Source organism: Nocardiopsis sp. NPDC007018 (assembly GCF_040635075.1).
In the GTDB taxonomy this organism is placed as follows: Bacteria; Actinomycetota; Actinomycetes; order Streptosporangiales; family Streptosporangiaceae; genus Nocardiopsis.
On record NZ_JBEYHA010000013.1, the window covers coordinates 1 to 24,597 of the forward strand.

General features: G+C 72.1%; 22 protein-coding genes. 7 read left to right on the forward strand and 15 right to left on the reverse strand.

Features of this window, described 5'->3' with window-relative positions; all coding sequences use genetic code 11:
* Positions 1 to 97 precede the first annotated feature (97 nt).
* A complete protein-coding gene (locus ABZ635_RS09520) occupies positions 98 to 1,402 on the reverse strand; it encodes a class I SAM-dependent RNA methyltransferase (protein ID WP_357761502.1) in 1,305 nt (434 codons plus the stop codon).
* A gap of 229 nt (positions 1,403 to 1,631) precedes the next feature.
* Between ABZ635_RS09520 and ABZ635_RS09525 the strand changes: the two genes are divergently transcribed.
* Entirely contained in the window at positions 1,632 to 2,318 is a 687-nt protein-coding gene (locus ABZ635_RS09525) for a TrkA family potassium uptake protein (RefSeq protein WP_357761505.1), read from the forward strand.
* Positions 2,311 to 3,027, forward strand: a complete 717-nt coding sequence (locus tag ABZ635_RS09530) for a TrkA family potassium uptake protein (RefSeq protein WP_357761508.1) — start codon at positions 2,311 to 2,313, stop codon at positions 3,025 to 3,027. Before ABZ635_RS09525 ends, ABZ635_RS09530 begins: the two co-directional genes overlap by 8 nt.
* 57 nt (positions 3,028 to 3,084) lie before the next feature.
* On the opposite strand, the gene ABZ635_RS09535 is transcribed toward ABZ635_RS09530, so the two are convergent.
* Positions 3,085 to 3,846, reverse strand: a complete 762-nt coding sequence (locus ABZ635_RS09535) for a DUF3159 domain-containing protein (protein WP_357761512.1) — start codon at positions 3,844 to 3,846, stop codon at positions 3,085 to 3,087.
* A 237-nt stretch (positions 3,847 to 4,083) separates the two neighbouring features.
* On the opposite strand from ABZ635_RS09535, the gene ABZ635_RS09540 reads away from it, so the two are divergent.
* Positions 4,084 to 5,214 carry a serpin family protein gene (locus tag ABZ635_RS09540; protein ID WP_357761515.1) on the forward strand — a complete coding sequence of 377 codons (1,131 nt, stop codon included), beginning with the start codon at positions 4,084 to 4,086 and terminating at the stop codon, positions 5,212 to 5,214.
* Positions 5,215 to 5,226: 12 nt separating this feature from the next.
* Here ABZ635_RS09540 and ABZ635_RS09545 read toward each other — a convergent pair whose 3' ends face one another.
* The 5 genes from ABZ635_RS09545 to valS all read right to left on the reverse strand — a co-directional run bounded on the left by ABZ635_RS09545 (position 5,227) and on the right by valS (position 11,298).
* On the reverse strand, positions 5,227 to 6,024 hold the full coding sequence (locus ABZ635_RS09545) for an alpha/beta hydrolase (protein WP_357761519.1): 798 nt from the start codon (positions 6,022 to 6,024) through the stop codon (positions 5,227 to 5,229).
* A 419-nt stretch (positions 6,025 to 6,443) separates the two neighbouring features.
* Entirely contained in the window at positions 6,444 to 7,184 is a 741-nt protein-coding gene (locus ABZ635_RS09550) for a PIG-L deacetylase family protein (protein WP_357761522.1), read from the reverse strand.
* 65 nt (positions 7,185 to 7,249) lie between these two features.
* Complete coding sequence (locus ABZ635_RS09555; protein ID WP_357761525.1) at positions 7,250 to 8,074, reverse strand: DUF3710 domain-containing protein; 825 nt, start codon at positions 8,072 to 8,074, stop codon at positions 7,250 to 7,252.
* Between the two features lie 60 nt (positions 8,075 to 8,134).
* Positions 8,135 to 8,581: a dUTP diphosphatase gene (gene dut / locus ABZ635_RS09560; protein ID WP_357761806.1), complete on the reverse strand. Its 447-nt coding sequence runs from the start codon at positions 8,579 to 8,581 to the stop codon at positions 8,135 to 8,137.
* Between the two features lie 143 nt (positions 8,582 to 8,724).
* Complete coding sequence (gene valS / locus ABZ635_RS09565) at positions 8,725 to 11,298, reverse strand: valine--tRNA ligase (RefSeq protein WP_357761528.1); 2,574 nt, start codon at positions 11,296 to 11,298, stop codon at positions 8,725 to 8,727.
* A gap of 182 nt (positions 11,299 to 11,480) precedes the next feature.
* On the opposite strand from valS, the gene ABZ635_RS09570 reads away from it, so the two are divergent.
* Positions 11,481 to 11,756, forward strand: coding sequence for a DUF4235 domain-containing protein (locus tag ABZ635_RS09570; RefSeq protein ID WP_357761531.1), 276 nt, complete (start codon positions 11,481 to 11,483; stop codon positions 11,754 to 11,756).
* 190 nt (positions 11,757 to 11,946) lie between these two features.
* Here ABZ635_RS09570 and ABZ635_RS09575 read toward each other — a convergent pair whose 3' ends face one another.
* From ABZ635_RS09575 to ABZ635_RS09585, 3 genes are all read right to left on the reverse strand, one after another.
* A complete protein-coding gene (locus tag ABZ635_RS09575) occupies positions 11,947 to 12,243 on the reverse strand; it encodes a DUF4193 domain-containing protein (RefSeq protein ID WP_013153901.1) in 297 nt (98 codons plus the stop codon).
* A gap of 458 nt (positions 12,244 to 12,701) precedes the next feature.
* Positions 12,702 to 13,973: an ATP-binding protein gene (locus tag ABZ635_RS09580; RefSeq protein WP_357761534.1), complete on the reverse strand. Its 1,272-nt coding sequence runs from the start codon at positions 13,971 to 13,973 to the stop codon at positions 12,702 to 12,704.
* Positions 13,970 to 14,623: a response regulator transcription factor gene (locus ABZ635_RS09585; RefSeq protein WP_357761537.1), complete on the reverse strand. Its 654-nt coding sequence runs from the start codon at positions 14,621 to 14,623 to the stop codon at positions 13,970 to 13,972. Before ABZ635_RS09585 ends, ABZ635_RS09580 begins: the two co-directional genes overlap by 4 nt.
* Positions 14,624 to 15,304: 681 nt before the next feature.
* Between ABZ635_RS09585 and ABZ635_RS09590 the strand changes: the two genes are divergently transcribed.
* A complete protein-coding gene (locus ABZ635_RS09590; RefSeq protein ID WP_357761540.1) occupies positions 15,305 to 15,469 on the forward strand; it encodes a hypothetical protein in 165 nt (54 codons plus the stop codon).
* A gap of 145 nt (positions 15,470 to 15,614) precedes the next feature.
* Here the strand turns inward: ABZ635_RS09590 and ABZ635_RS09595 are convergent, their stop codons facing one another.
* From ABZ635_RS09595 to ABZ635_RS09605, 3 genes are all read right to left on the reverse strand, one after another.
* Complete coding sequence (locus ABZ635_RS09595) at positions 15,615 to 16,427, reverse strand: inositol monophosphatase family protein (protein WP_357761542.1); 813 nt, start codon at positions 16,425 to 16,427, stop codon at positions 15,615 to 15,617.
* A 187-nt stretch (positions 16,428 to 16,614) separates the two neighbouring features.
* A complete protein-coding gene (locus ABZ635_RS09600) occupies positions 16,615 to 18,657 on the reverse strand; it encodes a S9 family peptidase (RefSeq protein ID WP_357761545.1) in 2,043 nt (680 codons plus the stop codon).
* A gap of 145 nt (positions 18,658 to 18,802) precedes the next feature.
* Positions 18,803 to 19,480 (reverse strand): GntR family transcriptional regulator, encoded by a 678-nt coding sequence (locus ABZ635_RS09605; RefSeq protein ID WP_357761548.1) that lies wholly within the window; start codon positions 19,478 to 19,480, stop codon positions 18,803 to 18,805.
* Between the two features lie 169 nt (positions 19,481 to 19,649).
* On the opposite strand from ABZ635_RS09605, the gene ABZ635_RS09610 reads away from it, so the two are divergent.
* Entirely contained in the window at positions 19,650 to 20,498 is an 849-nt protein-coding gene (locus ABZ635_RS09610; protein WP_357761551.1) for an oxaloacetate decarboxylase, read from the forward strand.
* A gap of 67 nt (positions 20,499 to 20,565) precedes the next feature.
* Here the strand turns inward: ABZ635_RS09610 and ABZ635_RS09615 are convergent, their stop codons facing one another.
* Entirely contained in the window at positions 20,566 to 21,597 is a 1,032-nt protein-coding gene (locus ABZ635_RS09615; RefSeq protein WP_357761554.1) for a ferrochelatase, read from the reverse strand.
* A 131-nt stretch (positions 21,598 to 21,728) separates the two neighbouring features.
* On the opposite strand from ABZ635_RS09615, the gene ABZ635_RS09620 reads away from it, so the two are divergent.
* The gene (locus ABZ635_RS09620; RefSeq protein ID WP_357761557.1) at positions 21,729 to 23,027 is read left to right on the forward strand and encodes a D-arabinono-1,4-lactone oxidase; all 1,299 of its coding nucleotides are present in this window, start codon (positions 21,729 to 21,731) and stop codon (positions 23,025 to 23,027) included.
* Positions 23,028 to 23,103: 76 nt separating this feature from the next.
* Here the strand turns inward: ABZ635_RS09620 and ABZ635_RS09625 are convergent, their stop codons facing one another.
* Positions 23,104 to 24,258, reverse strand: a complete 1,155-nt coding sequence (locus ABZ635_RS09625; RefSeq protein ID WP_357761560.1) for a hypothetical protein — start codon at positions 24,256 to 24,258, stop codon at positions 23,104 to 23,106.
* Between the last annotated feature and the right edge of the window lie 339 nt (positions 24,259 to 24,597).

Consider the following 24,597-nt stretch of genomic DNA (forward strand, 5'->3'; position numbering starts at 1 on the left):
TCGTTGTGGGCGACCTTGAGCGCGTCGATCAGCTGGAGCCCGATCTCGGCCACACGCTGGTAGCCCGGGACCAGTACGGCGGGTGTCGGGCCCCTCGTCACGCGTGCTGGTCCTGCTCCGCCTCCCGGTGGCGACGGGCCAGCTTCACCGGCTCCAGGACCGCCAGGCACTCCACGTGATGGGTCATCGGGAAGGCGTCGAAGGCGCGCAGGCCCGCCAGACGGTACCCGGCCCGGTCGAACTCCGCGAGGTCACGGGCCAGGGTCGCCGGGTCGCACGAGACGTAGGCGATCCGGCGCGGCTTCATACCCGCCACCTTGCGGACCACCTCGACACCGGCGCCCGCGCGCGGCGGGTCCAACGCCACGACGTCGGCGCGCACGTCGGCCCACTCACGCATCTGCTTGGCCACGTCGGCGCGCTCGATCCGCACCTGCGGCAGCTCCTTGAGGTTGTACTGGGCGTCGCGGACGGCGTTCTCACCGTTCTCCACACCCATGACCCGCCCCTCGGGACCGACCGCCTCGGCCAACGCGCCCGTGAACAGGCCCGCTCCGCAGTACAGGTCCAGGGCGGTCTCGCCCTCGCGGGGCTCCAGACCGTCCAGGACGGCGGCGCTGAGGGTCTCGCCGGCGGCGGGGTGCACCTGCCAGAAACCACCGGCCCCCACCCGGTACTCGCGACCGGCCACGTTCTCGCGCACGCCCTTGCGGCCGCGCACGGACTGCACCCGGCCGCCCTTGAACCGCCGCAGCACGGCGCTGGAGGCCTTGAGTTCGGGCAGCGTGCCGAGCTTCGCGGTGGTGGGGGTGACCACGACCGCGCGGTCGGCGCGGGTGGCCGAGGCGACCGCCTCGACCTCCCGGATGTCCTCCCACTTGACCTCGGTCACGCCGAGTTCGCGCACACCCGGGTGGGCGATCAGGCACTGGTCGACCGGCTCGATGTCGTGGGAGCGGTGGCGGCGCAGACCGGCGTGGCCGTCCTCGTCCACCGAGAACCGCACCCGGGTGCGCCAGCCGAGGCCGTCCGGGGTTCCGGGCAGCTCCTCGACCACCACGTCGCGGTCGATACCCGCGATCCGGCTGAGCTGGTCGGCGACGACCTTGGCCTTCATCCGGCGCTGGGACTCCAGGGTGGCGTGCTGCCAGTCGCAGCCCCCGCACATGCCGGGCCCGGCGAAGGCGCACGGGGCCTCCACCCGGTCCGGGGAGGCGGTGAGGACCTCGACGGCCTCGCCCCTCAGGAAGCGGGTGGTCCGTTCGGTGACGCGCACCCGGACGCGCTCGCCAGGCAGGGCGTGACGGACGAAGACGACCTGGTCGTCCAGTCGGCCCACGCACCATCCCCCGTGGGCGACGTCGTCCACGGTCAGTTCGATCTCGGTGCCCACACGGGTCATGGCGGTGTCCTTCGCTGGTCGGGTCGTGTTCCGGGTGACCCTGCGCGCACAGCCACCAACCGACCCCAATCTACCGGCCCCGGGGTAGTCCCCGCGCTGGTACGCGAGCACGACGCGGCCGGGGTGGTCACGCGGTCCGGAGCGTTGTGTGCCAAGGTGGGAACGCCGGGGCACGCGGGTCTGCCCGTGTCCCGAGGGCGGACGGCTATCCGACGGGGGTACGGACGAGGTGCACATCGTGATCATGGGGTGCGGCCGCGTGGGGTCCACGCTGGCGCACACCCTGGTGGACCTGGGTCACTCGGTGGCGGTGATCGACCAGGACCCGGAGGCGTTCCGCCGCCTGCGCAGCACCGTGGCCAAACACACGGTGCGCGGCGCGGGCCACGACCGGGAGGTCCTGGTCAGCGCGGGTATCGAACGCGCCTCCGCGTTCGCCGCCGTCAGCAACGGCGACAACTCCAACATCATCGCGGCCCGGGTGGCCCGCGAGGCCTTCGGGGTCGGCGCCGTGGTGGCCCGCATCTACGACCCCCGCCGCGCGGAGGTGTACCAGCGCCTGGGCATCCCCACCGTGGCGACGGTCCGTTGGACCGCCGACGCCATCCTGCGTCGGCTGGTGCCCGGGGACGACCGGCTCGGCACCGCCCCCGAGTGGCAGGACGCCTCGGGAAGCCTCGCCATGAACGAGCTGACACCACCGGATCGCTGGGTGGGGCGCGGCCTCTCCGAGCTGGAGGACGACTTCCGGCTGCGCGTGGTGTACCTGGTCCGACAGGGGCGCATCGTGCTGGCGCGTTCGGAGGAGACCATCGCGGAGGGCGACGTGCTGCACGTGGTGGGACACTCCCGGGACATGGCCGACCTGTCCCAGCGTCTGCTCGGGCGGCACGAGGACGAGACGGGGCGTGGGTGAGATGCGGATCGCCATCGCGGGAGCCGGGAGCGTGGGCCGCTCCATCGCCACGGAGCTGGCGGGCAACGGGCACGACGTCCTGCTGATCGACCGGGACACCCGGGCCATCGGGGTCGACGACCTCCCCCAGGTGGAGTGGCTGCTCGCCGACGCCTGCGAGCTGTCCACCCTGGAGGACGCGCGCCTGGGCGACTTCGACGTGGTCATCGCGGCCAGCAGTGACGACAAGGTCAACCTGGTCGTGTCGCTGCTCGCCAAGACCGAGTTCTCCGTGGACCAGGTCATCGCCCGGATCAACGACCCGGCCAACGAGTGGCTGTTCGACGACTCCTGGGGCGTGGACCTGGCGGTCTCCCCGCCGCGTCTGATCGCCGACCTGGTCGAGGGAGCGGGTGAGGAGGAGGTCTACGCCGACGAGGGAGGCCTGCCACCGCTCCCCGGCGCCGAGATCGCCGAGTCGGTGCTGCACGCGGCGAGCCCGTTCGAGGGACGCCCCGAGAGCGACCTCACCGCCGAGCTGCCCGAGGGGGTGGCCCTGGTCGCGGTGGTCGGACCCGGCGGGGTGCGCCCGCCCTCCCCGGATCAGGTCCTGTCCGTGGGCAACACCGTGGTGTTCCTGGCCGAGCCGGACGCGCTGGGGCTCCTGGAGGAGCTCCTGGAGCGGGTCGTGGACGAGGAGGACACCGGCGCTGACCAGACCGGGGACTGACCGGCGCCACGGCGGCGGCCGAGCCAGGCCGCCGTCCGCTCCCGGCGTTCCCGCCGTTCAGCGCTCCTCGGACGCGTCGGCCTCCTCGGCCTCCAGCGGGGTGCGGCCGCGCGCCAGCACCCACACCATGCCCGCGAAGGCCGCCACCTGGAGCGGCCAACCCATCGCCACCTTGGACAGACCCAACAGGGCGAAGGTGTTGGCCCAGTCGTTGGTCTCGGCGAGCCAGAGCGGGTACTGCACCAGGACACGGATCACGCACGGGAGCACCAGCAGCCAGGTGAGCCGGGAGGCGAGCGTGACCACGGCCGGGTTCTGGCGCCAGGAGGTGAAGTCCTCCCGGTTCCCGATGAACGGGCCGATCATGAGACCGATCACCGGCCAGCGGACCAGGACCGACAGGCTCAGCACCACCGCGTAGACCGCGTTGTAGATGATCCCCGGCAGGAAGGCGTCCTCGGCGTTGCCGCTGCGCATCGCGAAGACCGCCGCCAGGCCGATACCGAAGAGGCTGGTGAAGACGTACTGCAACGAGGAACGCTGCACCAGCCGGACCACGCCCAGGAGCAGGGCCGCCCCGACCCCGAGCATGATCGACAGCCGCAGGTCCTCACCCAGGATGTAGGAGATCGTGAAGGTGAGGGTGGGGACGGCCGTCTCGACCATGCCGCGCTTGCCGCCCAGAGCCTCGGCGAGCTTGGTCCGGACCAGGGCCTCGACCGTGCCCTCGGTGACGGCGGGCGTCGGCGCCCTCTCCTGGGCCCGATCCTCGGCCTGCGCCTGGGCCGCCTCTTCGGAGGCCCGCTGCTGCTCAGTCATCCCGCTCCCGCTCCGGTGTCGCCGCGCGGCCTGTACGGCCGCCAGCCATGATGCACCACCCTATGCGACCTGTCACAGCCGGGGAGTGGCGTTCGCGGCCGCCGAACGCCGCACCCGAACGGGCTTGCCCGGCTTTGTCAGGTGTTGCGGCGTGCTCGTTCTCACCCCGTCCCCTGGCCTCCGGCCGCGCCCCTTCCGTACGCTGGCGGCCCACCCGCTCTCGTGAGGAGTCGCCCGATGACCACCCGGCAGGAAGAACCCGACGAGGAGCACCTCCGCTTCGCCCTCGCCCTGGACCCCGAACTGGTCGGTGAGGGGGCCTCCCACGTGTGGTCCCCGTACTCGGTCGGCGCCGTGCTCGGTCTGCTGGCCACCGGAGCCGGCGGGGACACCAGGAGGGAACTGGTGGATCTGGTCGCCTCCGTGACCGGCGACCCCCGGCACCACCTGGCGGTCCTGGACTCCGCCGTCACCGAAACGGGAGGGGTGGACCTGGCCGCCCTGAACGGCCTGTACGTCCCCGCCGGGCTGGCGCTGCGCGCGGACTTCGAGGAGCACGTCCGGGCCCGCCCCGGCGCCGAGGTGGACCGGGTCGACTTCCGGGGCGACGCCGAGGGCGTACGCGTCGATGTCAACGCCCGGGTCTCGGAGGTCACCCGGGGTCTGGTTCCCGAACTGCTGGCCCCCGGCACCGTCCACCCCGACGTGCGCATGCTGCTGGTCAACGCCCTGTGGGTGCGGATGGTGTGGGCCCACCCCTTCGACGCCGCCCTGACCCGTGAGCGCGACTTCCACGCACCCGACCGCACGCACCCAGTCCCCGCGATGGAGCGCACCGGACCCATGGACCACGCGGTCCACGCGGGTCTGCGCATGGTCACCCTGGAGGGGGAGCACGGGCTGGCCCTGGACGTGATCGTCCCGGACTCCCCCGGTAGTCGGCGCACGCCGCTGCCGACGCTCACCCCGAAGGTGCTGCGCGGGCTGTACCGGGCGCGTCGCAAGGAACAGGTGAGCCTGACCCTGCCCCGCTTCGCCGTGGAGACCGACACCGCGCTGCTGGACCCCCTCGCCGCCACCCCCTCCCGGGTGCGCACCCTGGCCACCGACGCGGCCGACTTCGGCGGGATCGGCGACGAGCCCCTGAAGGTCAACGCCATCGTGCACCAGGCCGTGTTGAGCGTGGACGAGAAGGGGGCCGAGGGGGCGGCCGCCACCGCCGCCGTCATGCTCATGTCGGCCGCCGTGCCCCCGCCGCCTCTGGAGTTGCGCGTGGACCAGCCCTTCCTCTTCGTGCTGCGCCGCCGGGGGGCGCTCCTGTTCACGGGCCGGATCACCGACCCCGTGGACCCGGGCCCGGCGCGGTGAGCGCCGCCGGGGTCAGCCGCCCAGGAGGAACGCGGCGGTGACCCCGGCGACGGCCTCGTGCGCCCGCTCGTCGTCCAGCTCCGGTTCGGCGTCCCCCGACTGGGCGCCGTAGGCGCCGAACTGGGCGTGGTTCATGCCCTCGACGACCTCGGTGCGGGCGTCCTCGGGCAGGTGGGGTCTGTGCTCGGCGACCTCCTCCGGGGGAAGAATCCCGTCGCGGCCGCCCGCCACCGACAGCACCTCGAGGTCGTCGCGCTCGGCCAGACCCGCGCTCTCGACGGCGTAGGTGGCCCACAGGACCAGCCCTTGCCACTCGGTGTCGCCGTTCCCCGAGCCCACGTGCAGGGCGGCGAAGGCTCCGCCCATGGAGTGGCCCCCCAGGTACCACTCGGTGGCCTCCGGGGCGGCCTCCACCGCGCTCTCGGCCCGTGCGGAGTCCAGCAGGGCGAGGTTGAGGCGCAGGTCCGGGATGACCACGGTGGCGCCGCTCTCGGCCACCACCGGCACCCAGGAGGCGACGTAGGCGTCGGCCTCGACCCGCGCGCCGGGGTAGAAGACCACCCCCGTTCCCGAGGCCTCTCCGGCCGGGGAGATCAGTACACCGTCGGAGAGCCTCTCGACGACCACGGCGGGGTCCCGCTCGGCCCGGGCCAGCGGCCCCGGTTCTGCCCGGTACGGGGTGAGCGCCCACACCGCGAAGGCCGTGAGCGCCACCAGGAGCAGGGCCACGAACACCGCCAGCGTCCACCACAGGACGCGAACGGACCGGCGGCCCCGCCCGCTCCGTTCCACCGTGCCGTCACCGCTCATGAGTCTCCCTCTCGTTCTCGCGCCGGACCGGGGGCCGAACGCGTACTCACCGTTCGAGGCACGCCGTCCGGCCTCACCGGGGGGGCGCCCCCGTCCGCCATGGGACCATCGCACCGCGCACGCCTCCGTTCGGGGTCGCCCTACCGTCGACCGGTCATGGGAGCGTCACACCGCACGGCGTCCCCGGCCCCGCGACCCTCCCCGGTCCGCCCCGCCGGACGCACGCGTGCGCGGCGCGGTGGCCCACCGGCGACACCTCTACCAACACGCTCGCGGCTGACGCGCGCGGAGCGGTAGCGGCCGTCCGCGCCATCCGTGCCCGGGAAGCCAGACGGACGCACGCGTGCGCGGAACCGGACGGGACGGAGCTAGCGCGCACGGTGTCGTAGGCGACGGACGCACGCGTGCGCGGTGCCGGGTCAGGTCTCGAAGACCTCGAAGGAGGTGGCCAGGGGCACTCCCGCCCACTCCCCCGCGCGCTCGGCACCCTCCCGCAGGAAGGTGCGCTGGTCGAAGCCGTCCAGGTTGGCCAGGTACACCTCGTGCGCGTCCAGCGACGCGATGCCCGCGGCCAGGTCGTCATCGCCGAGCTCCACGTAGTGGGTGGGGTCCGGAGCCGCCCCGAAGGCGACGAAGCGCACACCTCGCCAGGGCTCCAGCCCCTCAGCCAGCTGTTCGGGGAAGACCCACCGGTTGGCGGCGTCACGGACCGCGTCCAACAGGGCGGGCCCCAGCACCCGGTGGTCGGCGTGGTTGAACCCGACGCCCCCGCCGAAGCGCTCGCGGAAGTTGATGGAGACGATGACGTCGGGCCGGTGTCTGCGAATGACCCCGGCCAGTGCCGCGCGCAGCGGCAGCCCGTACTCCAGCGTGCCGTCCGGGAAGTCCAGGAACTCCACGGCGGCCGCGCCCACCGCCGCCGCCGAGGCCCGCTGCTCGGCCATCCGCAGGGGCGCGCAGGCCTCGGGGTCCAGGGTGTCGATACCGGCTTCGCCCCTGGTCACGAGGGACTCCACGACCTCCCGGCCGCCCGCCGTCCAGCGGTGGATCGCGGAGGAGACCCCGAACTCCAGGTCGTCGGGATGGGCCACCACCGCCAGGGCGCGGCCCCAGTCCTCGGGCAACGGCCGGGGGGCGCTGTTCTTCGTCGTCTGAGCCATGTGACCCACACTACGGAACGGCGCGCCCCGGACTCGGTTGTCCACAGGCCGGGTGGTCCGGAACCTCAGGAAACGGAGGGCGGTCCGCCCGCCGAACCGTTGGGCGAACCACCCGCGTTGCCGTGCTGGGCGGCGTGCTGGGCCGCGCGCTGCTGGGCGGCGGCCGCCATCTGCTCCTGGATCTGCTTGGGAACCGTGATCTGGAGCAGTTCACTGGGCGGAACGGGCTGGTCGCCGCGCACCACGACGATGTTGGCGAAGACCTGTTCGATCTCGGCCATCACCTCGGGCTTGCTCGCGCCCTCGCCCCGGATCACGCCGCGCAGCACCCAGCGGGGGCCGTCGACACCGATGAAGCGCACCCGCTGGCCCAGCTGTCGGCCGTCGTCGGTCTTCTTCCCCTTGATGGGGATGACCGCCTGGAGCTCGGGGCCGAAGGTACCGTCGTGGTCCTCGGCCTTGCCGCCCTGCTTGGTGACCTGCTCGCGCAGCTCCTCACGCATCTCCTCCCAGAGCCCGGAGGACTTGGGCGCGGCGAACGGCTGCACCTGGAGCGCGGTCTTGCCGCGCACCAGGGTGACCCCGATGATCTTCTGCTTGTTCTGCTTGTCCTGGGCGACGTTCACCTGGATCTCGGTGCCCTGCTCCATCGGCAGGAGCATGCTGCCCAGGTCCATCCGGCTGGCCTCGGGGGCGTCCTCGGTGGAGTCCCACGGCCCGGTCGCCCGGTACTGGTCGGCGTCCTTGGCGGGCTCCGCGGAGGCTCGCACCGGCTCGATCTCGTTGTCGAAGGAGACCTCGCCGGCGGCTCCCCGCCGCTTCGGCCGGGCCTGCTCCTCCGTGGCTCTCTCGGTCTCTTGGTCCCGCTTCTTGCGGCGGCGTCCAAACACGCCTTCACCTCTCCGCTTCTTCCGTAGGTCCCGGGATCACACCGGGGAGTCAGGGGACGTTCACCGCAGCGCGGCGTGGCCCCCGGTCGAACCGAAACCGCCCGCACCGCGCACCGAGTCCGGGAGCGTGTCCGTCTCGACGAACTCCGCCCGCTCCACGCGCTGGATCACCATCTGCGCGATCCGGTCGCCGCGCGCGATGGTGACCGGGGTGTCGGTGTCGGTGTTGAGCAGGGTCACCCTGATCTCCCCCCGGTATCCGGCGTCGACGGTACCGGGGGCGTTGACCACCGTGACCCCGTGCCGGGCGGCCAGCCCCGACCTGGGGTGGACGAAGGCCGCGTAGCCGTCGGGCAGGGCGATGGCCAGGCCGGTGGGGACGGTGGCGCGCCGCCCGGGTTCGAGCCGGACGTCGACCGCGGCGTGCAGGTCCGCGCCCGCGTCACCCGGGTGGGCGTACGAGGGCAGGGGGAGGTCGGGGTCCAGACGGTGGACCGCGACGGTCATCCGCCCGTCCTCCAGGGATGAGGTACTCACATTCGCCGAGCCTATCGCTCCCGGGGCGCTGCCTTGGTGTCCAGCGTGCCGTAACGAGGGGGCGGGCCCGAACCGTGTTCGGGCCCGCCCCCGGGCCGGGTGTTCGCCGCGGACTACTCGGTGGTCGCGGCGAGGGTGACCGCCACGGTCAGCTCCGCGTCGTCGGTGGCCTCGAAGTCGACCCCGGTGGCCCGCCCGGCGGCCGCGATGTCGCCGGAGGCGGCGCTGGCGGCCTCGGCCTGCTTGCCGCGGACGCGGACGAGGTCGACCTCGGCGCGCATCGACAGCTTGGCCTCGGACTTGGCCTTGCGCACCGCCCGCAGGACCTCGGCGGTGGCGGCCAGCACGGCCGGGTCGCCGCCGGCGGCCGCGGTGCGGTACTCGGCGGCGTCGGGCCAGCGCTGCGCGTGCACCGAACCCTCCTGCCACCAGCTCCAGACCTCGTCGGTGACGAACGGGACGAAGGGCGCGAACAGCTTGTGCAGCGCGCCCAGGGCGATGAGCAGCGCGGCGCGGGCGGATGCGCCCTCGTCGGACTCGGCGTCGTAGGCCCGGGTCTTGACGAGCTCCAGGTAGTCGTCGCAGAAGTCCCAGAAGAAGCGCTCGGTGCGTTCCAGGGCACGGGTGTGGTCGTAGGACCGGAAGGCCGTGGTGGCCTCCTCGACCACGTCGGCCAGCGCGGCCAGCATGGCGCGGTCCAGGGGCTCGGTGACCCGCGCCGGATCGGTGGTGGCGTTCTCGCCGGCGACCGACATGACGAACTTGCTGGCGTTGAGGATCTTGATGGAGAGGCGGCGGCCGATCTTCATCTGGCCCTCGTCCAGGGCGGTGTCGGTGCCCAGACGGCCGCTGGCCGCCCAGTACCTGACCGCGTCGGAGCTGTACTTCTCCAGCAGCGCGACCGGGGTGACGACGTTGCCCTTGGACTTGGACATCTTCTTGCGGTCCGGGTCCAGAATCCAGCCGGAGATGCCGGTGGTGTTCCAGGGCAGGCTGTCGTTCTCGAAGTGGGCGCGCACCACGGTGGAGAACAGCCAGGTGCGGATGATGTCCTGGCCCTGCGGGCGGAAGTCCATCGGGAAGACCCGCTCGAACAGGTCCTGGTCGCGTTCCCAGCCGGAGGCGATCTGCGGGGAGAGCGAGGAGGTGGCCCAGGTGTCCATGACGTCCGGGTCGCCCATGAACCCGCCCGCGCGACCGCGCTGCTCCTCGGTGTACCCGGCGGGTGCCTGGGAGCTGGGGTCGACGGGCAGCTGGTCCTCGGAAGGCAGCAGCGGCGCGTCGTAGTCCGGGTTGCCGTCCGCGTCCAGCGGATACCAGACGGGGAACGGGACGCCGAAGAAGCGCTGGCGGCTGATCAGCCAGTCGCCGTTGAGCCCCTCCACCCAGTTCTCGTAACGCTGGCGCATGTGCTCGGGGTACCAGGTGAGCTCACGGCCGCGCCGAAGCAGCTGGGCGCGCACGTCCTCGTCACGGCCGCCGTTGCGGATGTACCACTGGCGGGTGGTGACGATCTCCAGGGGCTTGTCGCCCTTTTCGTAGAACTTCACCGGGTGGGTGATGGGCTTGGGGTCGCCGACGAGGTCGCCGCTCTCCCGGAGCAGCTCCACGGTGCGCTCGCGGGCGGTGTGGACCGTGGCCCCGGCCAGGCGGGCGTAGGCCTCGCGGGCGGCGTCGGACTCGATGCCCTTGGGCGGGTCGGCGATGACGCGGCCGTCCCAGCCGATGATGGGGCGGGTCTCCAGCTGGAGCTCGCGCCACCAGGTGACGTCGGTGGTGTCACCGAAGGTGCAGATCATCGCGATGCCGGACCCCTTCTCGGGGTCGGCGAGGTGGTGCGCCCGCACAGGGACCTCGACGCCGAAGACCGGGGTGGTCACGGTCGTGCCGAACAGGTCCGCGTACCGCTCGTCGTCGGGGTGGGCGACCAGGGCGACGCAGGCCGCCAGCAGCTCGGGGCGGGTGGTCTCGATGTGGACCGGGGTGCCGTCCGGCTTGTGGAACGCGACCTTGTGGTAGGCGCTGGGACGCTCGCGGTCCTCCAGTTCGGCCTGGGCCACGGCGGTGCGGAAGGTGACGTCCCACAGGGTGGGCGCCTCCGACATGTAGGCCTCGCCGCGGGCCAGGTTGCGCAGGAAGGCGCGCTGTGCGGCGGCGCGGGAGTTGCCGTCGATGGTGGCGTAGGTGTGCCGCCAGTCGACGCTCAGCCCCAGACGGCGCCAGATCGACTCGAAGACCTTCTCGTCCTCGACCGTGAGGATGTCGCACAGCTCGATGAAGTTCCGGCGCGAGATGGGGACCTGGCGCTTGGGGTCGGGCTTGTGCGGGGGCTGGAAGTCCGGGTCGTAGGGGACCGACGGGTCGCAGCGGACCCCGTAGTAGTTCTGGACGCGGCGCTCGGTGGGCAGACCGTTGTCGTCCCAGCCCATGGGGTAGAAGACGGCCTTGCCGTTCATCCGCTGGAAGCGGGCGACGGTGTCGGTGTGCGTGTAGGAGAACACGTGGCCGATGTGCAGCGATCCGGACACCGTGGGGGGCGGGGTGTCGATCGAGTAGACGTCCTCGCGGCTGCGCGTGCGGTCGAAGTGGTAGACGCCGGACTCATCCCATACGTCCACCCACTTCGCCTCGATACCGTCCAGCGAAGGCTTGTCGGGCATGCGGAAGGAATGAGAGCGGTTGGTCATGCGGGCAATATTAGCCCTCCGAGCACCCTGGTCGCTCCCGGTTTCCCCCCTCTGACAGGGAGAACGGCGCCGCCCCGGGGGGCCGCCGCCGATGCGGTCCGGGGGTCCGCGTGAAAGGATTCCCCAGCGGGCGCCACGCGTCCGCGCCCATCGTACGCACTAGGGAACGGTGAACGATTCACATGGCAAAGAAGGACGGTGAGGTCGCACCGGTCATCATCGGCATGGTCGCGGGTTTCGCGGCCGAGTTCGTCACACGCAAGGCCCTGACCTTCGCGTGGACGCGCGCCACCGGTGAGGAACCGCCCACGGACCTGGAGTCCCCGGACGTGAGCCTGGGCCGCGCCCTCGGGTGGGCCGTGGTGGCGGGTGTGGGCGTCGAGGTGGCCAGGGTGCTGGCCGTCCGCGCCGCCCGCAAGCAGCTGGTCGGCTCCGGCGGGCGGGACCTGGAGGCCTGAGCACCGCCCCCGGCCGGGCGGCTCGCGACGACGGTGGACGGCCCACCACATGGGGGTGAGCCCCCACGTGCGGTCGGCCGTCCACCGTCGTGACCGCGAGCCACCGTCCCACGGTCGGACGGCTCCCGGGCCCTCACCCCTCAGCGTCCTCGGATACCGTGGGAATCGGACGGGAGACCGTCACCGTCGGTCAGGCGCACTCCTTGCAGACCAGCTGACCGGCGCGCTGCTCAGCGAGCTGACTGCGGTGGTGCACCAGGAAGCAGCGCGAGCAGGTGAACTCGTCGGCCTGGCGGGGAAGCACGCGCACCGCGAGCTCCTCGCCGGACAGGTCGGCACCGGGGAGCTCCATGCCCTCGGCCACCTCGTCGGGGTCGACGTCGATGGTGCCGGTGCCCTTGTCCACGCGCCGCGCCTGCAGCTCCTGGAGGCTGTCCTCGTTGATGTCCTCGTCAGTCTTGCGCGGGCTGTCGTAGTCGGTCGCCATCTCTGCTAACTCCATCCCCCTCGTTTAGTGCCTCGTCGCGCGGGTGTAACGCTTGAGAGACCTTCGTTGTGCCCGAATCGGCCGACGAGTTTTCCCGGTGTCGTCCGACCGTGCCCCCTCCCGGGCCACAGTCCACAGGTCAGCAGTACGTTCACGGGATCGTGACCGGAGGCGGCCAAGGTTGGGTGGCCCCTCTCGGGTCGTTTCCCCGGTACTACCCGACTCCGGGTGTCTCGTAGACCCGAAAACACGTTTGCGCCCACATGCCGGACCAGCCTGGAGCACTCCCCCGAGTACGGGCGAAAACCCAGACATGCCCACGTCAGGAGGGATTCCCTCCGTGTCCACGCCCGGGGAAGCATACCCACCGCAGGTCGACACTCGTGACAGGGGTGGGCGTGTCTTCGGACACGTATAGATACCACGAAGCGGGGCGGTGCGCAGCTCGGCCCCCGGGCCTAGCGACGCTCGGCGTTCTCCGTCCCGTTACCCGGAGGTACCGGCAGGCACACCGTGACGACCAGGCCGCCGCCCGCGCGGGGCCAGGCCGTCACCACCCCGGCGTGGGCGCGCACCACCGACCGGACGATGGACAACCCCAGACCGGCGCTGCGCCCCGAACCCACCCGGTCGCCGGAACCGCGCCGGAAGGGCTCGAACAGTCCCTCGATCTCGTAGGCCGGGATCACCTTGCCGGAGTTCTCCACCTGGACGGCGGGCATCCCCTCGTACATGCCACTGCGGACGGTGATCTCGCCCTCGTCGACGTTGTACTTGAGGGCGTTCTCGACCAGGTTCGCCACGAGGCGCTCCAGGAGCACGGGGTCGCCGACCACCGGCGCGGGGCGCAGGTCCTTGCGCAGCGAGAGCCCCGACCGGTCGATGTCGGCGGAGAGCTGGCTCAGGACGGTCACGGCGACCTCGCTCAGGTCGACCCTGGCCTTGGACTCCAGTTCACGGTCGCTCTTGGCCAGGAACAGCAGGCCGTCGATGAGGCGCTCGTGGCGGGCGTTGGTCTCCAGGAGGGTCTGTCCGAGCGTCTTGAGGTCCGGTGAGACGTCCGGGGCGCTCAGGGCCACCTCCAGGAGGGTGCGGTTGATCGCCAGGGGCGTACGCAGCTCGTGGGAGGCGTTGGCGACGAACCGGCGCTGGCCGTCGAAGGCCCGGTCGAGGCGTTCGAGCATGCCGTCGAAGGTGTCGGCGAGCTCGCGGATCTCGTCGTCGGGCCCCGACAGGGCGATGCGCTCGTGCAGGGAGCGTTCGGAGAGTCTGCGGGCGATGCGGGTGATCTTCTGGAGCGGTGACAGCGCACGGCCCGCCACGGCGTACCCCAGGGCCACGGCGAGCAGGCCCACGAGGAACAGGGCCAGCAGCGAGAACCGGGTGACGTGGGTGAGGACCTGCTCGATGTAGTGGCTGTTCTCGATCAGCTCGGCCGGGCTCTCCTCGGCGAGGAGCGCGTTGAGTAGGACCGCGACGACCAGGTAGTTCACCAGGACCAGCAGGGAGCCGGCGGCGAAGAACAGCATCCCGTAGATGAGCGTCAGGCGGGCCCGCAGGCTCAGGTTGTCGGTGAAGCGGTGGACCGTGGCGTGCACGGTGGTACGGGCGGAGGAGCGTTCGGCCCCGTCACCGCTGGGGGCGACGGAGTTCAGACTGCGCCAGGTTCCGGTGTCGCCGGGGCGCGTCGGTTCGACCTGTCCCGGTTCCGGTCGCTCCCCCGGTCTCACAACCGGTACCCCGCCCCCGGGACGGTCTGGATGACCGGGGGGTCACCGAGCTTCTTGCGCAGGGTCATGACGGTGACCCGGACGACGTTGGTGAAGGGGTCCGCGTTCTCGTCCCACGCCTTCTCCAACAGGCCCTCGGCGCTGACCACGGTCCCCTGGGCGCGCATGAGCACCTGGAGGACGGCGAACTCCTTGGGGGTGAGCGAGACCTCGCGGCCGTCGCGGTGCACCTGGTGGTTGGCGGGGTCCAGGCTGATGCCCTCCCGTTCCAGCACCGGCGGCAGCGGGGGCGCCGAACGCCGCCCCAGCGCGTGCACGCGGGCGATGAGCTCGGCGAAGGCGAAGGGTTTGGCCAGGTAGTCGTCGGCCCCGAGGGTGAGGCCCTCGACCTTGTCCTGGACGCCGTCGGAGGCGGTGAGCATCAGGATGCGGCCGTTGTAGCTGTCGTTGACCAGGGAGCGGGCGACGTCGTCGCCGTGCGCTCCGGGGAGGTCGCGGTCCAGGACCACGACGTCGTAGTCGTTGACCGAGGTGTACTCCAGAGCGGTGTCACCGTCGTAGACGACGTCGACCGCCATGGACTCCCGCCGCAGTCCGACGGCCACGGCGTCGGCCAGGACCCGTTCGTCTTCGACCACGAGTACGCGCAACGTTGTCCTTCTAGAGCGTCGGTGTCTGGAAACAAAAAGGGGGCCGCTGCCGGCGCATCCCCCAACACACCGGCAGCGGCGTTCTTGGTCCCGGCCGCGTCAACCGTTCTCTCACAGTGGAGGTAAGGAGACGGTAAACCCGTGGGTTCGCTCGGTCCCCTCGCCCCCGTGTGGCACGGGCGCTGGGCCGGGAGCCTCGCGGCTCCCCCTGTGCACGGGGCGGCCGCCGCCGGCGAATCCCCCAACCGTCGGCGACGGCTCAACCCCGCACATCTCAAATCTGACACATCAAGAATAAGAAACAAGTAAGCACCAGGCCCGCTCGGAAAATGTGTCTTGTGACACCCCTGACCATCGCTTGACGCGTGTCCGCGACCGGACGGCCCCAGGGCCATCCGGCCGCAGCGGGACCACCGCGCCGCGAGCCGCCCCCTTCCGGGAGCCCGGCGGACCGCCCCGGGATCACGGAACCGTCACACGAGGGGGGTCGGGGTTTGACGTGGGTCACAGTGCGGTAGAGGTAGAAGGCGACGCGCGGACACCGGGGGCCACCCCGGACCGCGACGTACACGCGTGTCACAGGGTCGTGACGTCTTCTACTCGTGCGGGCGCCGCGTCGCGCGCACACGGATTCCACCGGGACACCACCCCGTCCCGGTGCCTACCCCTGGAAGAGGTGCAATGGGCGAGTTCATGGCGGAGATCAGGGTCCGGATCAGCGAGACCTACCGGTCGCTCGAATCAGCGCGTGACGCAGGAGACGAGTTCCTCGCCGACACCCATGCGTCGGAGCTGGAGGACCTCTACCGCATCGCGGCCCGCAACGGCGTCGACACCCACTCCTGAGCGGAGCGGCCGACGTCGTCCCCGCCCCTGACGGGGCCGGGGCCGACGACCCCCGGCCGGGGCGCGCCACCTCCTCGTGAGGGCGTGCGACCCCGCGCCGCCCGTGCCCCGAACGCCCACGGCGTCCGGGGCACTCGTGTGCGGGTCAGCCGTCGGTGTCGGCTCCCAGCGGCGCCAGGAGTGCGTCGAGCTCCTCGTACAGACCGGGGCGGGCCGCGATCACCAGGTCGTTGCTGGGCGGTCCGGCGCGCAGCCCGCCCACCCGCAGCCCGGCCTCGCTGGCGACCAGACCGGGCGCGGCCCAGTCCCACAGGTGCAGACCGCGCTCGTAGTAGGCGTCGCAGCGGCCCGTGGCCAGACCCGTGATGTCGACGGCCGCGGAACCCACCCGCCGGATGTCCCGGACCCGGGGCACCACCTCGGTGAGCACCCTGGCCTGCTGGAGTCGGCGTTCGGGGAAGTACCCGAAGCCGGTGGCGACCAGCGCCCGGTCCAGCGGGACCGCGTCGGGCGCGCACAGGGTGCGGCCGTCAAGGCGCGACCCGCCGCCCAGGACGGCGTCGAACATGTTCCCGTGGGCGGGCAGGTGGACGGCGGAGGCCACGACCACGCCGTCGATCTCCGCGGCGATCGCCACGCCCCAGTCGGGCCCACCGTAGAGGTAGTTGACGGTGCCGTCGATGGGGTCCACGACCCAGCGCACCCCGCTGGTGCCCTCGACGCCGCCGCCCTCCTCGCCCAGGACGGCGTCGCACGGGCGGGCGGCGAGCAGCCGGTTCCTGACGAGGTCCTCGGTGGCGCGGTCCATCTCGGTGACGACGTCGGTGGGGCTGGACTTGGTGTCCAGGACGGTGATGCCCTCCTGCCCCTTGGCCGCGAGCGCTCCGGCCTCCGCCGCCACGGCGACGGCGAGGTCGCGCAGCTTCTCCGGGTCGTGGGGGGAGTGGATGGTGGTCACGGGTGCCCTTCCGCTCGTGGCCCCCGGGTCCGTCGTGCCCGGAGTACCCGCCCGAACTCTATGCGCCGCCCCACGGGTCGGCGGTGGCCGGGAAGCGGCCGAGGGAGGGCCCCGGCGGATGCCAGAGCCCTCCCAGGGATGTGCCACGCGGGCCGTCGCGGGGGACGGCCCCACCAGGGGATCGGATCTAGACGTGCTCGGGCCTGATCCACTCCTTGCCGTGGACGTGGTGGTCCAGGAAGGCGAAGATCGTCTCGTACCAGATCTGGGCGTTGCCCGGGCTGAGAATCCAGTGGTTCTCGTCGGGGAAGTACAGGAACTTCGCGTCCACCTCGTGCAGGAGGAGGTCGCGCCACAGCCGCAGGCCCTCGCCGATCGGCACCCGGTAGTCCTTGTCACCGTGGATGACCAGCATCGGCGTACGGATCTTGTCCGCGTGCAGGTGCGGTGAGTTCAACCGGTAGCGCTCCGGCTGGGCCAGCGGGGTGCCGAACTCCCGCTCCCACACCGGCGGGTAGTCGGTGGTGCCGCTGAACCCGTCCAGCTGCCACAGGGAGGCGTGCGACACGATCGCCTTGAACCGGTCGGTGTGCCCGGCGATCCAGTTGGCCATGTAGCCGCCGAAGGAGCCGCCCATCATGGCGGTGTGCTCGGCGTCGATGTCGTCCCGGGCCTCGGCGGCGTCCGTGATGGCCATGACGTCGGCGTGGGTGCGCGGACCCCACTGGCCCCAGGCACGGCGGAGCATGTCCTGGCCGTAGCCGGTGGACAGCGCGGGGTCCGGGAGCAGGACCGCGTAGCCCCGGGCCGCCAGAATCCACGGGTTCCAGCGCCAGGACCAGCCGTTGAAGCTCATGTACGGGCCACCGTGCACCCACAGCATGAGCGGGGCGGGCGATGCGGCCGAGGCCTGCTCGGGCAGCACCAGCCAGGAGCGGACGCGGGTGCCGTCGTCGGCGGTGGTCTCGATCTCCGTGAGCGTGCCCGGCATGGTCAGTTCGGAGCCGGGCGTGCGCAGGTACACGGGCTGGCCGTCGGCCGTCTCGGCCTCCAGCCGGACCGGTGCGGGCGGGGCGTCCCAGGCGTCGCGCAGGGCGTAGACGTGGCGACCGTCCGGGGAGGGGTTGAGCGCGCTGTAGGCGCCGTGGTCGCCGGTGAGACGGGTGAGTTCACCGGTGGCCACGTCCACGCGGAAGAGCGGGCGCCGACCGTTCTGGTCGGCCACGAAGAAGACCGCGCGGGAGTCGGCCGACCACGCGTAGTCCCGGGGCCAGAGCTCGTGCCCGGGCAGCAGGTCGCGGCCCTCGCCGGTGGCGAGGTCGGTGATCCACAGCGTGGCGTCGCGGGGCTCTCCGTCGTAGCTGCCCTCGGTCCTGGCCTGTGTCAGGACGCTGGCACCGTCGGGTGAGGCCAGCGGCCCGGAGAACTCGTGCTCGGAGTCGGCCGAGCCCGCGACGGTGCGGCGCTCGCCGGAGGCGGTGTCGATCGCGACGACCTCGTCCCTGCTCGCCCCGCCGGAGGTGGGCACCGCCCAGCCGATGAGCAGGGTGGACCCGTCGGGGGTGAGCGCGGGGGCGGAGCCGAGCAGGGCCAGGCCGGTGTCGGAGGTGAGGTCGCGGGGCTCGCCGAGGCGGGCGTCGTCGTTCTCGGGCGGGGCGGCGGTGAAGACGCGGGGCAGGTCGGGGCCGATGTCGCTGTCCCAGGAGCGGACCGGGAGCGCCTCATGGAGGATGGCGGTGATCCCGGCTTCCTCACGGGCCTTGCGGGCCTCGGTGTCGGCCTCGGTGTCCGCCGAACGCGGCAGGACGTTGCTGGTGAAGGCGACAAGCCCGGAGTCGCGGGCCACGGTGAAGGAGCCGACGCCACCGGGGCGGGAGGCGACCTGGCGGGCCTCTCCGCCGTGGGCGGGCAGCAGCCACAGGGCGGACTTGGGCTTCTCCCCCGGCTCGGCCTCGGGGTCGTCCCGGCCGGTCGTGAAGAGTACGGAGCCGTCGGGGAGGAACCCGGCGCTGGACTCGCCCTTGGTGGAGCGGGTCAGGCGCCGGGGAGCGCTCCCTCCCTCGGCCTCGGGGGCGACGTCGATCTCCCACAGGGCGCTGCGGAAGGACTTGGCGTCGGGGGCCAGGTCGCTCACGGGCGCGACGAGCCGGGTGCCGTCCGGAGACAGGCGCAGACCGTTCACGCGGCGCAGGCGGACGTATTCTGGAAGTTCGTACCAGGAACGGACCAAGACAGTTACTCCCGAAAAGGTCGACTTGTGGTCTGAGCCGACTCTATCGCTCCCGGTGACCTGAATCACCCCACTTCAAGGGCGGTCAACATTGTTGACTCGGGGGCGCGGCGGGGGCGTCCCGCTGACCCGTGGGCACGGGTGGTCAGTCGAGCGCCACCGCGCTGCCGCCCACCGCACTGCCGCCCAGCGCGGCCAGGATGTGGCGCAGGCTGTTGCCGACGTGCTCCGACGCGGCCCGCGCGGCCTCCTCCTCCGCCCCCGCGCGCACGGCGGCGCAGATCCGGGCGTGCTCACCGGCGCTGAGCGCCATGCGGCCCGGTGTGCGACGGGCGATCCGGCGCAACCGCCGCAGGTGCTGGCGGACCGAGGCGAGGGAGTCCGAGAGGTGGGGGTTGGCCGCCCCCTGGGAGACCTCGGCGTCCAACCGCGAGGTCAGGGCGTAGTACCCGGTGTCGTCGACCGCGCCCGCGCCCGCGTCGAACCGGTCCCGCCACTCCAGGAAGTCCGCCTCCAGCGCACCGAACACCGAGCGTTCGTCGGCTCGCGCGCACAGCCGGACGGCGTAGGACTCCAGCGCGTCGCGCAGTTGGAACCGGTGCGCGACGTCCCCGAGGGCGATCTCGCTGACGAAGGCCCCGCGGCCCGGGCTGATCCGCACCAGACCGTCCCGGTCGAGCCGGTGCAGGGCCTCACGCAGGGGCGTCCTGGACACGCCCAGGCGGGCGGCGATCCGGGTCTCGTTCAGGTGCGTTCCGGGTGCCAGCTCCCACTCCACGATCTCCTCGCGCAACCGCTCGTACACCAGATCGCCCTGTTTCACCGCGCTCCCTCCGTAGGCGGTACCGGTCGGTCCGCCCCCTCGACCCCGCCGCTTGACATCCCGGACCCGGCGGTCCAGGCTCGTCCAGGATTGTATACAAGCAGTATCCAGGGTGTGTGCGACGTCGCCGTCGTACCCGCCCCGACGTCGACTGGAGAGGGGCCCGCGCATGAGGGCGACCACACGGCTGCGCGCACTGGTCGAGGGCGACGGCACACACGTCGCCCCCGGAGTGTTCGACGGACTCACCGCCCGACTGGCCGAACGCGGCGGAGCCGAGCTGGTCTACGCCAGCGGCGGCGCGATCGCGCGGGGCCACGGGGTGCCCGACATCGGCCTCCTGGGGGTCACGGAGGTCGCCGACCGGTTGGCGCAGATCACGGCGGTGACGTCGCTCCCGGTCATCGCCGACGCCGACACCGGCTTCGGCAACGCCGTGAACGCGGTGCGCACGGTGGGCCTGTTCGAGCGCGCGGGCGTGGCCGGGCTGCACCTGGAGGACCAGACCTTCCCCAAGCGCTGCGGGCACCTGGACGACAAGTCCCTGGTACCCACCGGTGAGATGGTGGGCAAGCTCCGAGCGGTACTGGACGCGCGCACCGACCCGGACCTGGTGGTGATCGCCCGCACGGACGCGATCGCCGCTGAGGGGGTGGACGCGGCGCTGGAGCGTTCACACGCCTATCTGGAGGCCGGTGCCGACGTCGTGTTCGTCGAGGCGCCCGAGACCGTGGAGCAGATCGAACTGATCGCCCGCGAGATCCCCGGACCCAAGCTGATCAACATGTTCCACGGCGGGAAGACCCCGGTCGTGCCCCGGGCACGGCTGGCGGAGCTCGGCTACCGGCTCGTCATCATCCCCTCCGACCTCCAGCGGGCGGTGATCAGGGCCTGCGAGGACGTGCTGGCGGCGATCGTCCGCGACGGCGACAGCTCGGCCGTGGCGGACTCCCTGGCCACGTTCGCCGAACGCGAGGAGATCGTCCGGACCACGGACTACCTCGCGCTCGGCACCTGAGCGCGGCCCGCTCCCGTGCCCGGCGACGGTACCTCCGGCCGCGGCGCACGGGAGCGGGACGGCAGGGTCAGCGCTGCTTGCAGCACTGACCGCCCGCCTCGGCGCAGTGCGGCAGCGAGGTCAGCCGCCGCTCCCCGGTCCGGTCGGTGTACTCGCGCACCAGCTCGGTCACCATCGACACGAACGACGGGTGGGTGCCGGGGCTGAGCGCCCGCTCGTAGCCAAGACCCAGTTTGGCGGCGGTGTCGCGGGCCTCCACGTCGAGGTCGAACTTGACCTCCATGTGGTCGGAGACGAACCCGTGCGGGACGACCACGACGGCGGGGACCCCCTCGGCGGCCAGCTCCTCCATGCGGTCGTTCACGTCGGGCTCCAGCCAGGGCTGGCTCGGCGGTCCGCTGCGGCTCTGGTAGACGAGCTCGTAGGGGTAGGGGCGGTCCAGGCGCTCCACCACCAGGCGGGCCACCTCGGCGAGCTGCGTGCCGTAGGCGCCCGCCGGGCCGAACCCCTGGTCCGGTCCGCCGCTGGCCTCGGCCATCGCCGTGGGGATGGAGTGCGCGGAGAACAGCAGGCGCACACCCTCGCGCTGGTCGTCGGGGAGCCGCTCCAGACACTCCTGGGTGTGCCGCGCCAACGGCTCGACGAACCCGGGGTGGTCGTAGAAGGGGCGGATCAGGTCGATCTCGGGGGCGCCCTCACCGAGCGCCGCACGGGCGCGCTCGATGTCCTCGTGGTAGGCGGTCCGGCTGGACCAGTTGCAGTAGGCGGAGGTGGGCAGCGCCAGCACGCGGCGCACGCCGTCCTGGCGCATCCGCTCCAGGGTGTCGGCGAGCACCGGTTCCCAGAACCGGTTGCCCCAGTACACCGGCAGGTCGATGCCGTTGGTCCGGAAGTCGGCGGTGACCGCGGCGAGCAGGTCCCGGCACTGCTGGTTGATCGGGCTCACTCCCCCGAAGAGGAAGTAGTGCTCACCGACCTCCGCCAACCGCTCGCGGGGGATGTTGCGCCCGCGGGTGACGTTCTCCAGGAACGGGATGACCTCGTCCTCGCCCTCAGGGCCGCCGAAGGAGATCAGCAGAAACGCGTCGTAAGGCCTCATGCACCTCATGAAACCAGCTCCCCGTACCCTCCCGGAGCCGCCCCGGCCCGAGTGACGGGTCTTTCGCGCCTTCCGTGACCAGGGACACTCCCGGTCTGGTCACACAAGTGACCGCTGGGTAATGTCACCGCATGACTGATGTGTTGTGGCACACCTGGGCTGACACCCACCAGGCCCGCCCGCGCCGGACGGCGACCCCCGACAACACCGACGACGTCGTCTCCGCCGTCGTCTCCGCCACCGCCGAGGACCTGCGCGTGCGCATGGTCGGTTCCGGGCACTCCTTCACGGACGTGGCCGTCACCGACGGTCTGCTCCTGGCCCCCACCTCGCTCAACCGCGTGCGCTCCATCGACGTGGAGGCGGGGACCGCGACGGTCGAGGCGGGAATGCCCCTGTGCAACTTCAACGAAGCCCTGGCCGCGGCCGGTGTGGCCCTGGCCAACATGGGCGACATCGCGGTGCAGACGGTCGCCGGCGCCGTACAGACCGGCACCCACGGCACCGGGCGAGACGCGGGCGGCCTGGCCAGCCAGGTCGTGGGCCTGGAGATGGTGCTCGCGGACGGCTCCGTGGTCGAGTGCTCGGCCGAGCGGGACCCGGAGCTGTTCCACGCGGCCCGGGTCGGCCTGGGCGCCTTCGGCGTCGTGACGGCGCTGACCTTCGCGGTACGGCCCGCCTTCCTCCTGCACGCCAGGGAGGAGCCCATGCCGCTGGACGAGGTGTTGGAGCGGCTGCCCGAGCTGCGTGCGGAGAACGACCACTTCGAGTTCTTCTGGTTCCCGCACACGGGCAACACCAACACCAAGCGCAACAACATCTCCGAAGGTCCCGCCCAACCGCTGTCCGCCTTCAAGCACTGGCTGGACGACGACTTCCTGTCGAACACCCTCTTCGACCGGATCAACCGCGTGTGCCGCCGGTTCCCGGCTGCGGTTCCCACGGTGAACCAGATCAGCTCCCGGGCCCTGTCCGCGCGGAGCTACACGGACGTCTCGCACCGGGTGTTCGCCTCGGTCCGCGACGTGCGGTTCGTGGAGATGGAGTACGCGGTTCCCGCCGAGCACGCGGCGGACGTGCTGCGCGAGGTCAGGAGGATCGTGGACCGGGGGGACCACCGGGTGAGCTTCCCCGTGGAGGTGCGCTTCGCCCCCGAGGACGACGTGTGGCTGTCCACCGCCCACGAGCGCGAGACCGCGTACGTGGCGGTGCACATGTACCAGGGAACCCCCTACGAGTCGTACTTCGCCGACGTGGAGGCGGTCTTCACCTCCGTGGGCGGACGGCCGCACTGGGGCAAGATGCACACCCGCGACCGCGCCTACCTGGAGGGCGTCTACCCGCGCCTGGGCGACGCGCTGGCGGTGCGGGACCGGGTGGACCCGCACCGCCGCTTCGGCAACGCCTACCTGGACACGGTCTTCGGCTGAGGACCGCCGTGCCCGGGGCGCGGGCCCGCCGAACACGGGCGCCGGGGCGCGGGCCCCGGCCGAACGACGGTCCCGGCTAGCCGAGGGGGGCCGTGGCGGGCTCGGGCGCGGGTTCCCCCTCGGGCTGTTGGGGCCGCGACCCCGGGTCGGGCGCCTCGCCGCCGCCCGGGTCCACCTGCTCTCCGCCGTCCACGGGAGGTGCGGTCGGGTCGGTCTGCCCGCCCTCCGGGGTCTGCGGGTCGGTCCCGGTCGGCGGTGTGCCGGTCTCGGGGGCCTCCGGCCGATCGGTCTCCGGCCGCGTGCTCCCGGTGTCGCCGTCGTCCGAGGGACGCCCGCCGTCGTGGGTCACGGGTGCGTCCTCGGGTTCCTCCTCGTCCTGGACCTGGGAGGAGTGGCCGCCCAGCAGTGAGGGCGAGGTGGGCTCGTCCTGCCCCTGGGTCCAGGCGGTGAGGGAGCGGCCGGTGAGCAGTTCGAAGGCCAGGATGACCAACATGACCAGGGTGAACACCGCGGCGGCCGGGATCACCACAGTGCGCCAGCCGCGCCTGGGCCGGTCCGGGGCGTCCCCTCCGCCCCCTGTGCCGCCCGGGGTCTCCCGGGTGTGTGCTCCTGCGGAGCCGCCCACGGCTCCGAGGACCCGGGTGGCGTCGTTCTCCGTGGAACCGCCGACGAGGGTGGGGTCCTCGGGGTTGCCGAAACCGTGCGCGAGGGTCTGGCCCGGCAGGTCGGTCCCCACGGCCGGCATGGCCATCGTGCGGGTCGCGTCGTCCTCGTCGCGGAGGTCGGTCCCTTCGGTTCCGCTCCCGTGCGGCGCGCCGAGGAGACGTCCCGTCCCGGCCGGTCCCGCCTGCCCGAACACGGCCGTCGAGGGATCGGACAGCCGCTCGTCGGCGCGGGCCTCGGCCTCGGTGTCGACGAGGGAACGCACGGCGGTGTGGTGGGCGGCCTTCCGCTCCGCCTTCTCCGCCAACCCCTTGGCCTGTTCTCCGCTGCGGGTGATCCAGTGCTGGATCACCGGGGCGGCGCTGGTGCTCAGCACGGCCATGACACCGGTGCCGATGACGGTCCCGTAGACGTTGAGATAGGAGGCGGCGGTGGCGGCGGTCAGCGTGGCGACCCCGGCTCCGGCGACCTGCGCCACGCTCAGGTCGATCCGCTTCCTCCGGCCTCGCTCCTTCTCGGGGCCCTCCTCCCGTGCCTCGAACTCGTCCTCGTGATCGGGTCTTGGCATCGTGCCCTCCCCCCTCTGTCGGCCGCGGTCGGCGCGGCGGGGCACTTGGTCGTGGGATGGGTGTGTGGCGGGGCAGACACACCCGGACAACCCAAACTTCGCAAACAGCCCATAAGTGGAAACTTCACCTTACGGGCGGCGGACCGCTGATAACGCCATGAGATTGGAATGATCACTGTGTGGCATCCAACGGCGTGTCGAGTTGCGAACCGACACTCCCATCAGGTTCGAGTGCGGTCCGAGATCGGAGTTTTCCCCGGGCCTGGGGGGATTCGAGCTCCCGGGATACCATCACCGCGGAGCCTTCGTGCGGGATGCGCGACATTCACCCTCGATCGC

Excerpts from the sequence above, each read along its gene's own strand:
- ABZ635_RS09575 (WP_013153901.1), bottom strand. The coding sequence starts at position 12,243 with ATGGCGACCGACTACGACAGCCCGCGCAAGACTGACGAGGACATCAAC.
- ABZ635_RS09550 (WP_357761522.1), bottom strand. The coding sequence starts at position 7,184 with ATGGCTCAGACGACGAAGAACAGCGCCCCCCGGCCGTTGCCCGAGGAC.
- ABZ635_RS09535 (WP_357761512.1), bottom strand. The coding sequence starts at position 3,846 with ATGACTGAGCAGCAGCGGGCCTCCGAAGAGGCGGCCCAGGCGCAGGCC.
- ABZ635_RS09545 (WP_357761519.1), bottom strand. The coding sequence starts at position 6,024 with ATGAGCGGTGACGGCACGGTGGAACGGAGCGGGCGGGGCCGCCGGTCC.
- ABZ635_RS09570 (WP_357761531.1), top strand. The coding sequence starts at position 11,481 with ATGGCAAAGAAGGACGGTGAGGTCGCACCGGTCATCATCGGCATGGTC.
- ABZ635_RS09620 (WP_357761557.1), top strand. The coding sequence starts at position 21,729 with ATGACTGATGTGTTGTGGCACACCTGGGCTGACACCCACCAGGCCCGC.
- ABZ635_RS09615 (WP_357761554.1), bottom strand. The coding sequence starts at position 21,597 with ATGAGGCCTTACGACGCGTTTCTGCTGATCTCCTTCGGCGGCCCTGAG.
- ABZ635_RS09590 (WP_357761540.1), top strand. The coding sequence starts at position 15,305 with ATGGGCGAGTTCATGGCGGAGATCAGGGTCCGGATCAGCGAGACCTAC.
- ABZ635_RS09625 (WP_357761560.1), bottom strand. The coding sequence starts at position 24,258 with ATGCCAAGACCCGATCACGAGGACGAGTTCGAGGCACGGGAGGAGGGC.
- ABZ635_RS09540 (WP_357761515.1), top strand. The coding sequence starts at position 4,084 with ATGACCACCCGGCAGGAAGAACCCGACGAGGAGCACCTCCGCTTCGCC.
- ABZ635_RS09610 (WP_357761551.1), top strand. The coding sequence starts at position 19,650 with ATGAGGGCGACCACACGGCTGCGCGCACTGGTCGAGGGCGACGGCACA.
- ABZ635_RS09520 (WP_357761502.1), bottom strand. The coding sequence starts at position 1,402 with ATGACCCGTGTGGGCACCGAGATCGAACTGACCGTGGACGACGTCGCC.
- valS (WP_357761528.1), bottom strand. The coding sequence starts at position 11,298 with ATGACCAACCGCTCTCATTCCTTCCGCATGCCCGACAAGCCTTCGCTG.
- dut (WP_357761806.1), bottom strand. The coding sequence starts at position 8,581 with ATGACCGTCGCGGTCCACCGTCTGGACCCCGACCTCCCCCTGCCCTCG.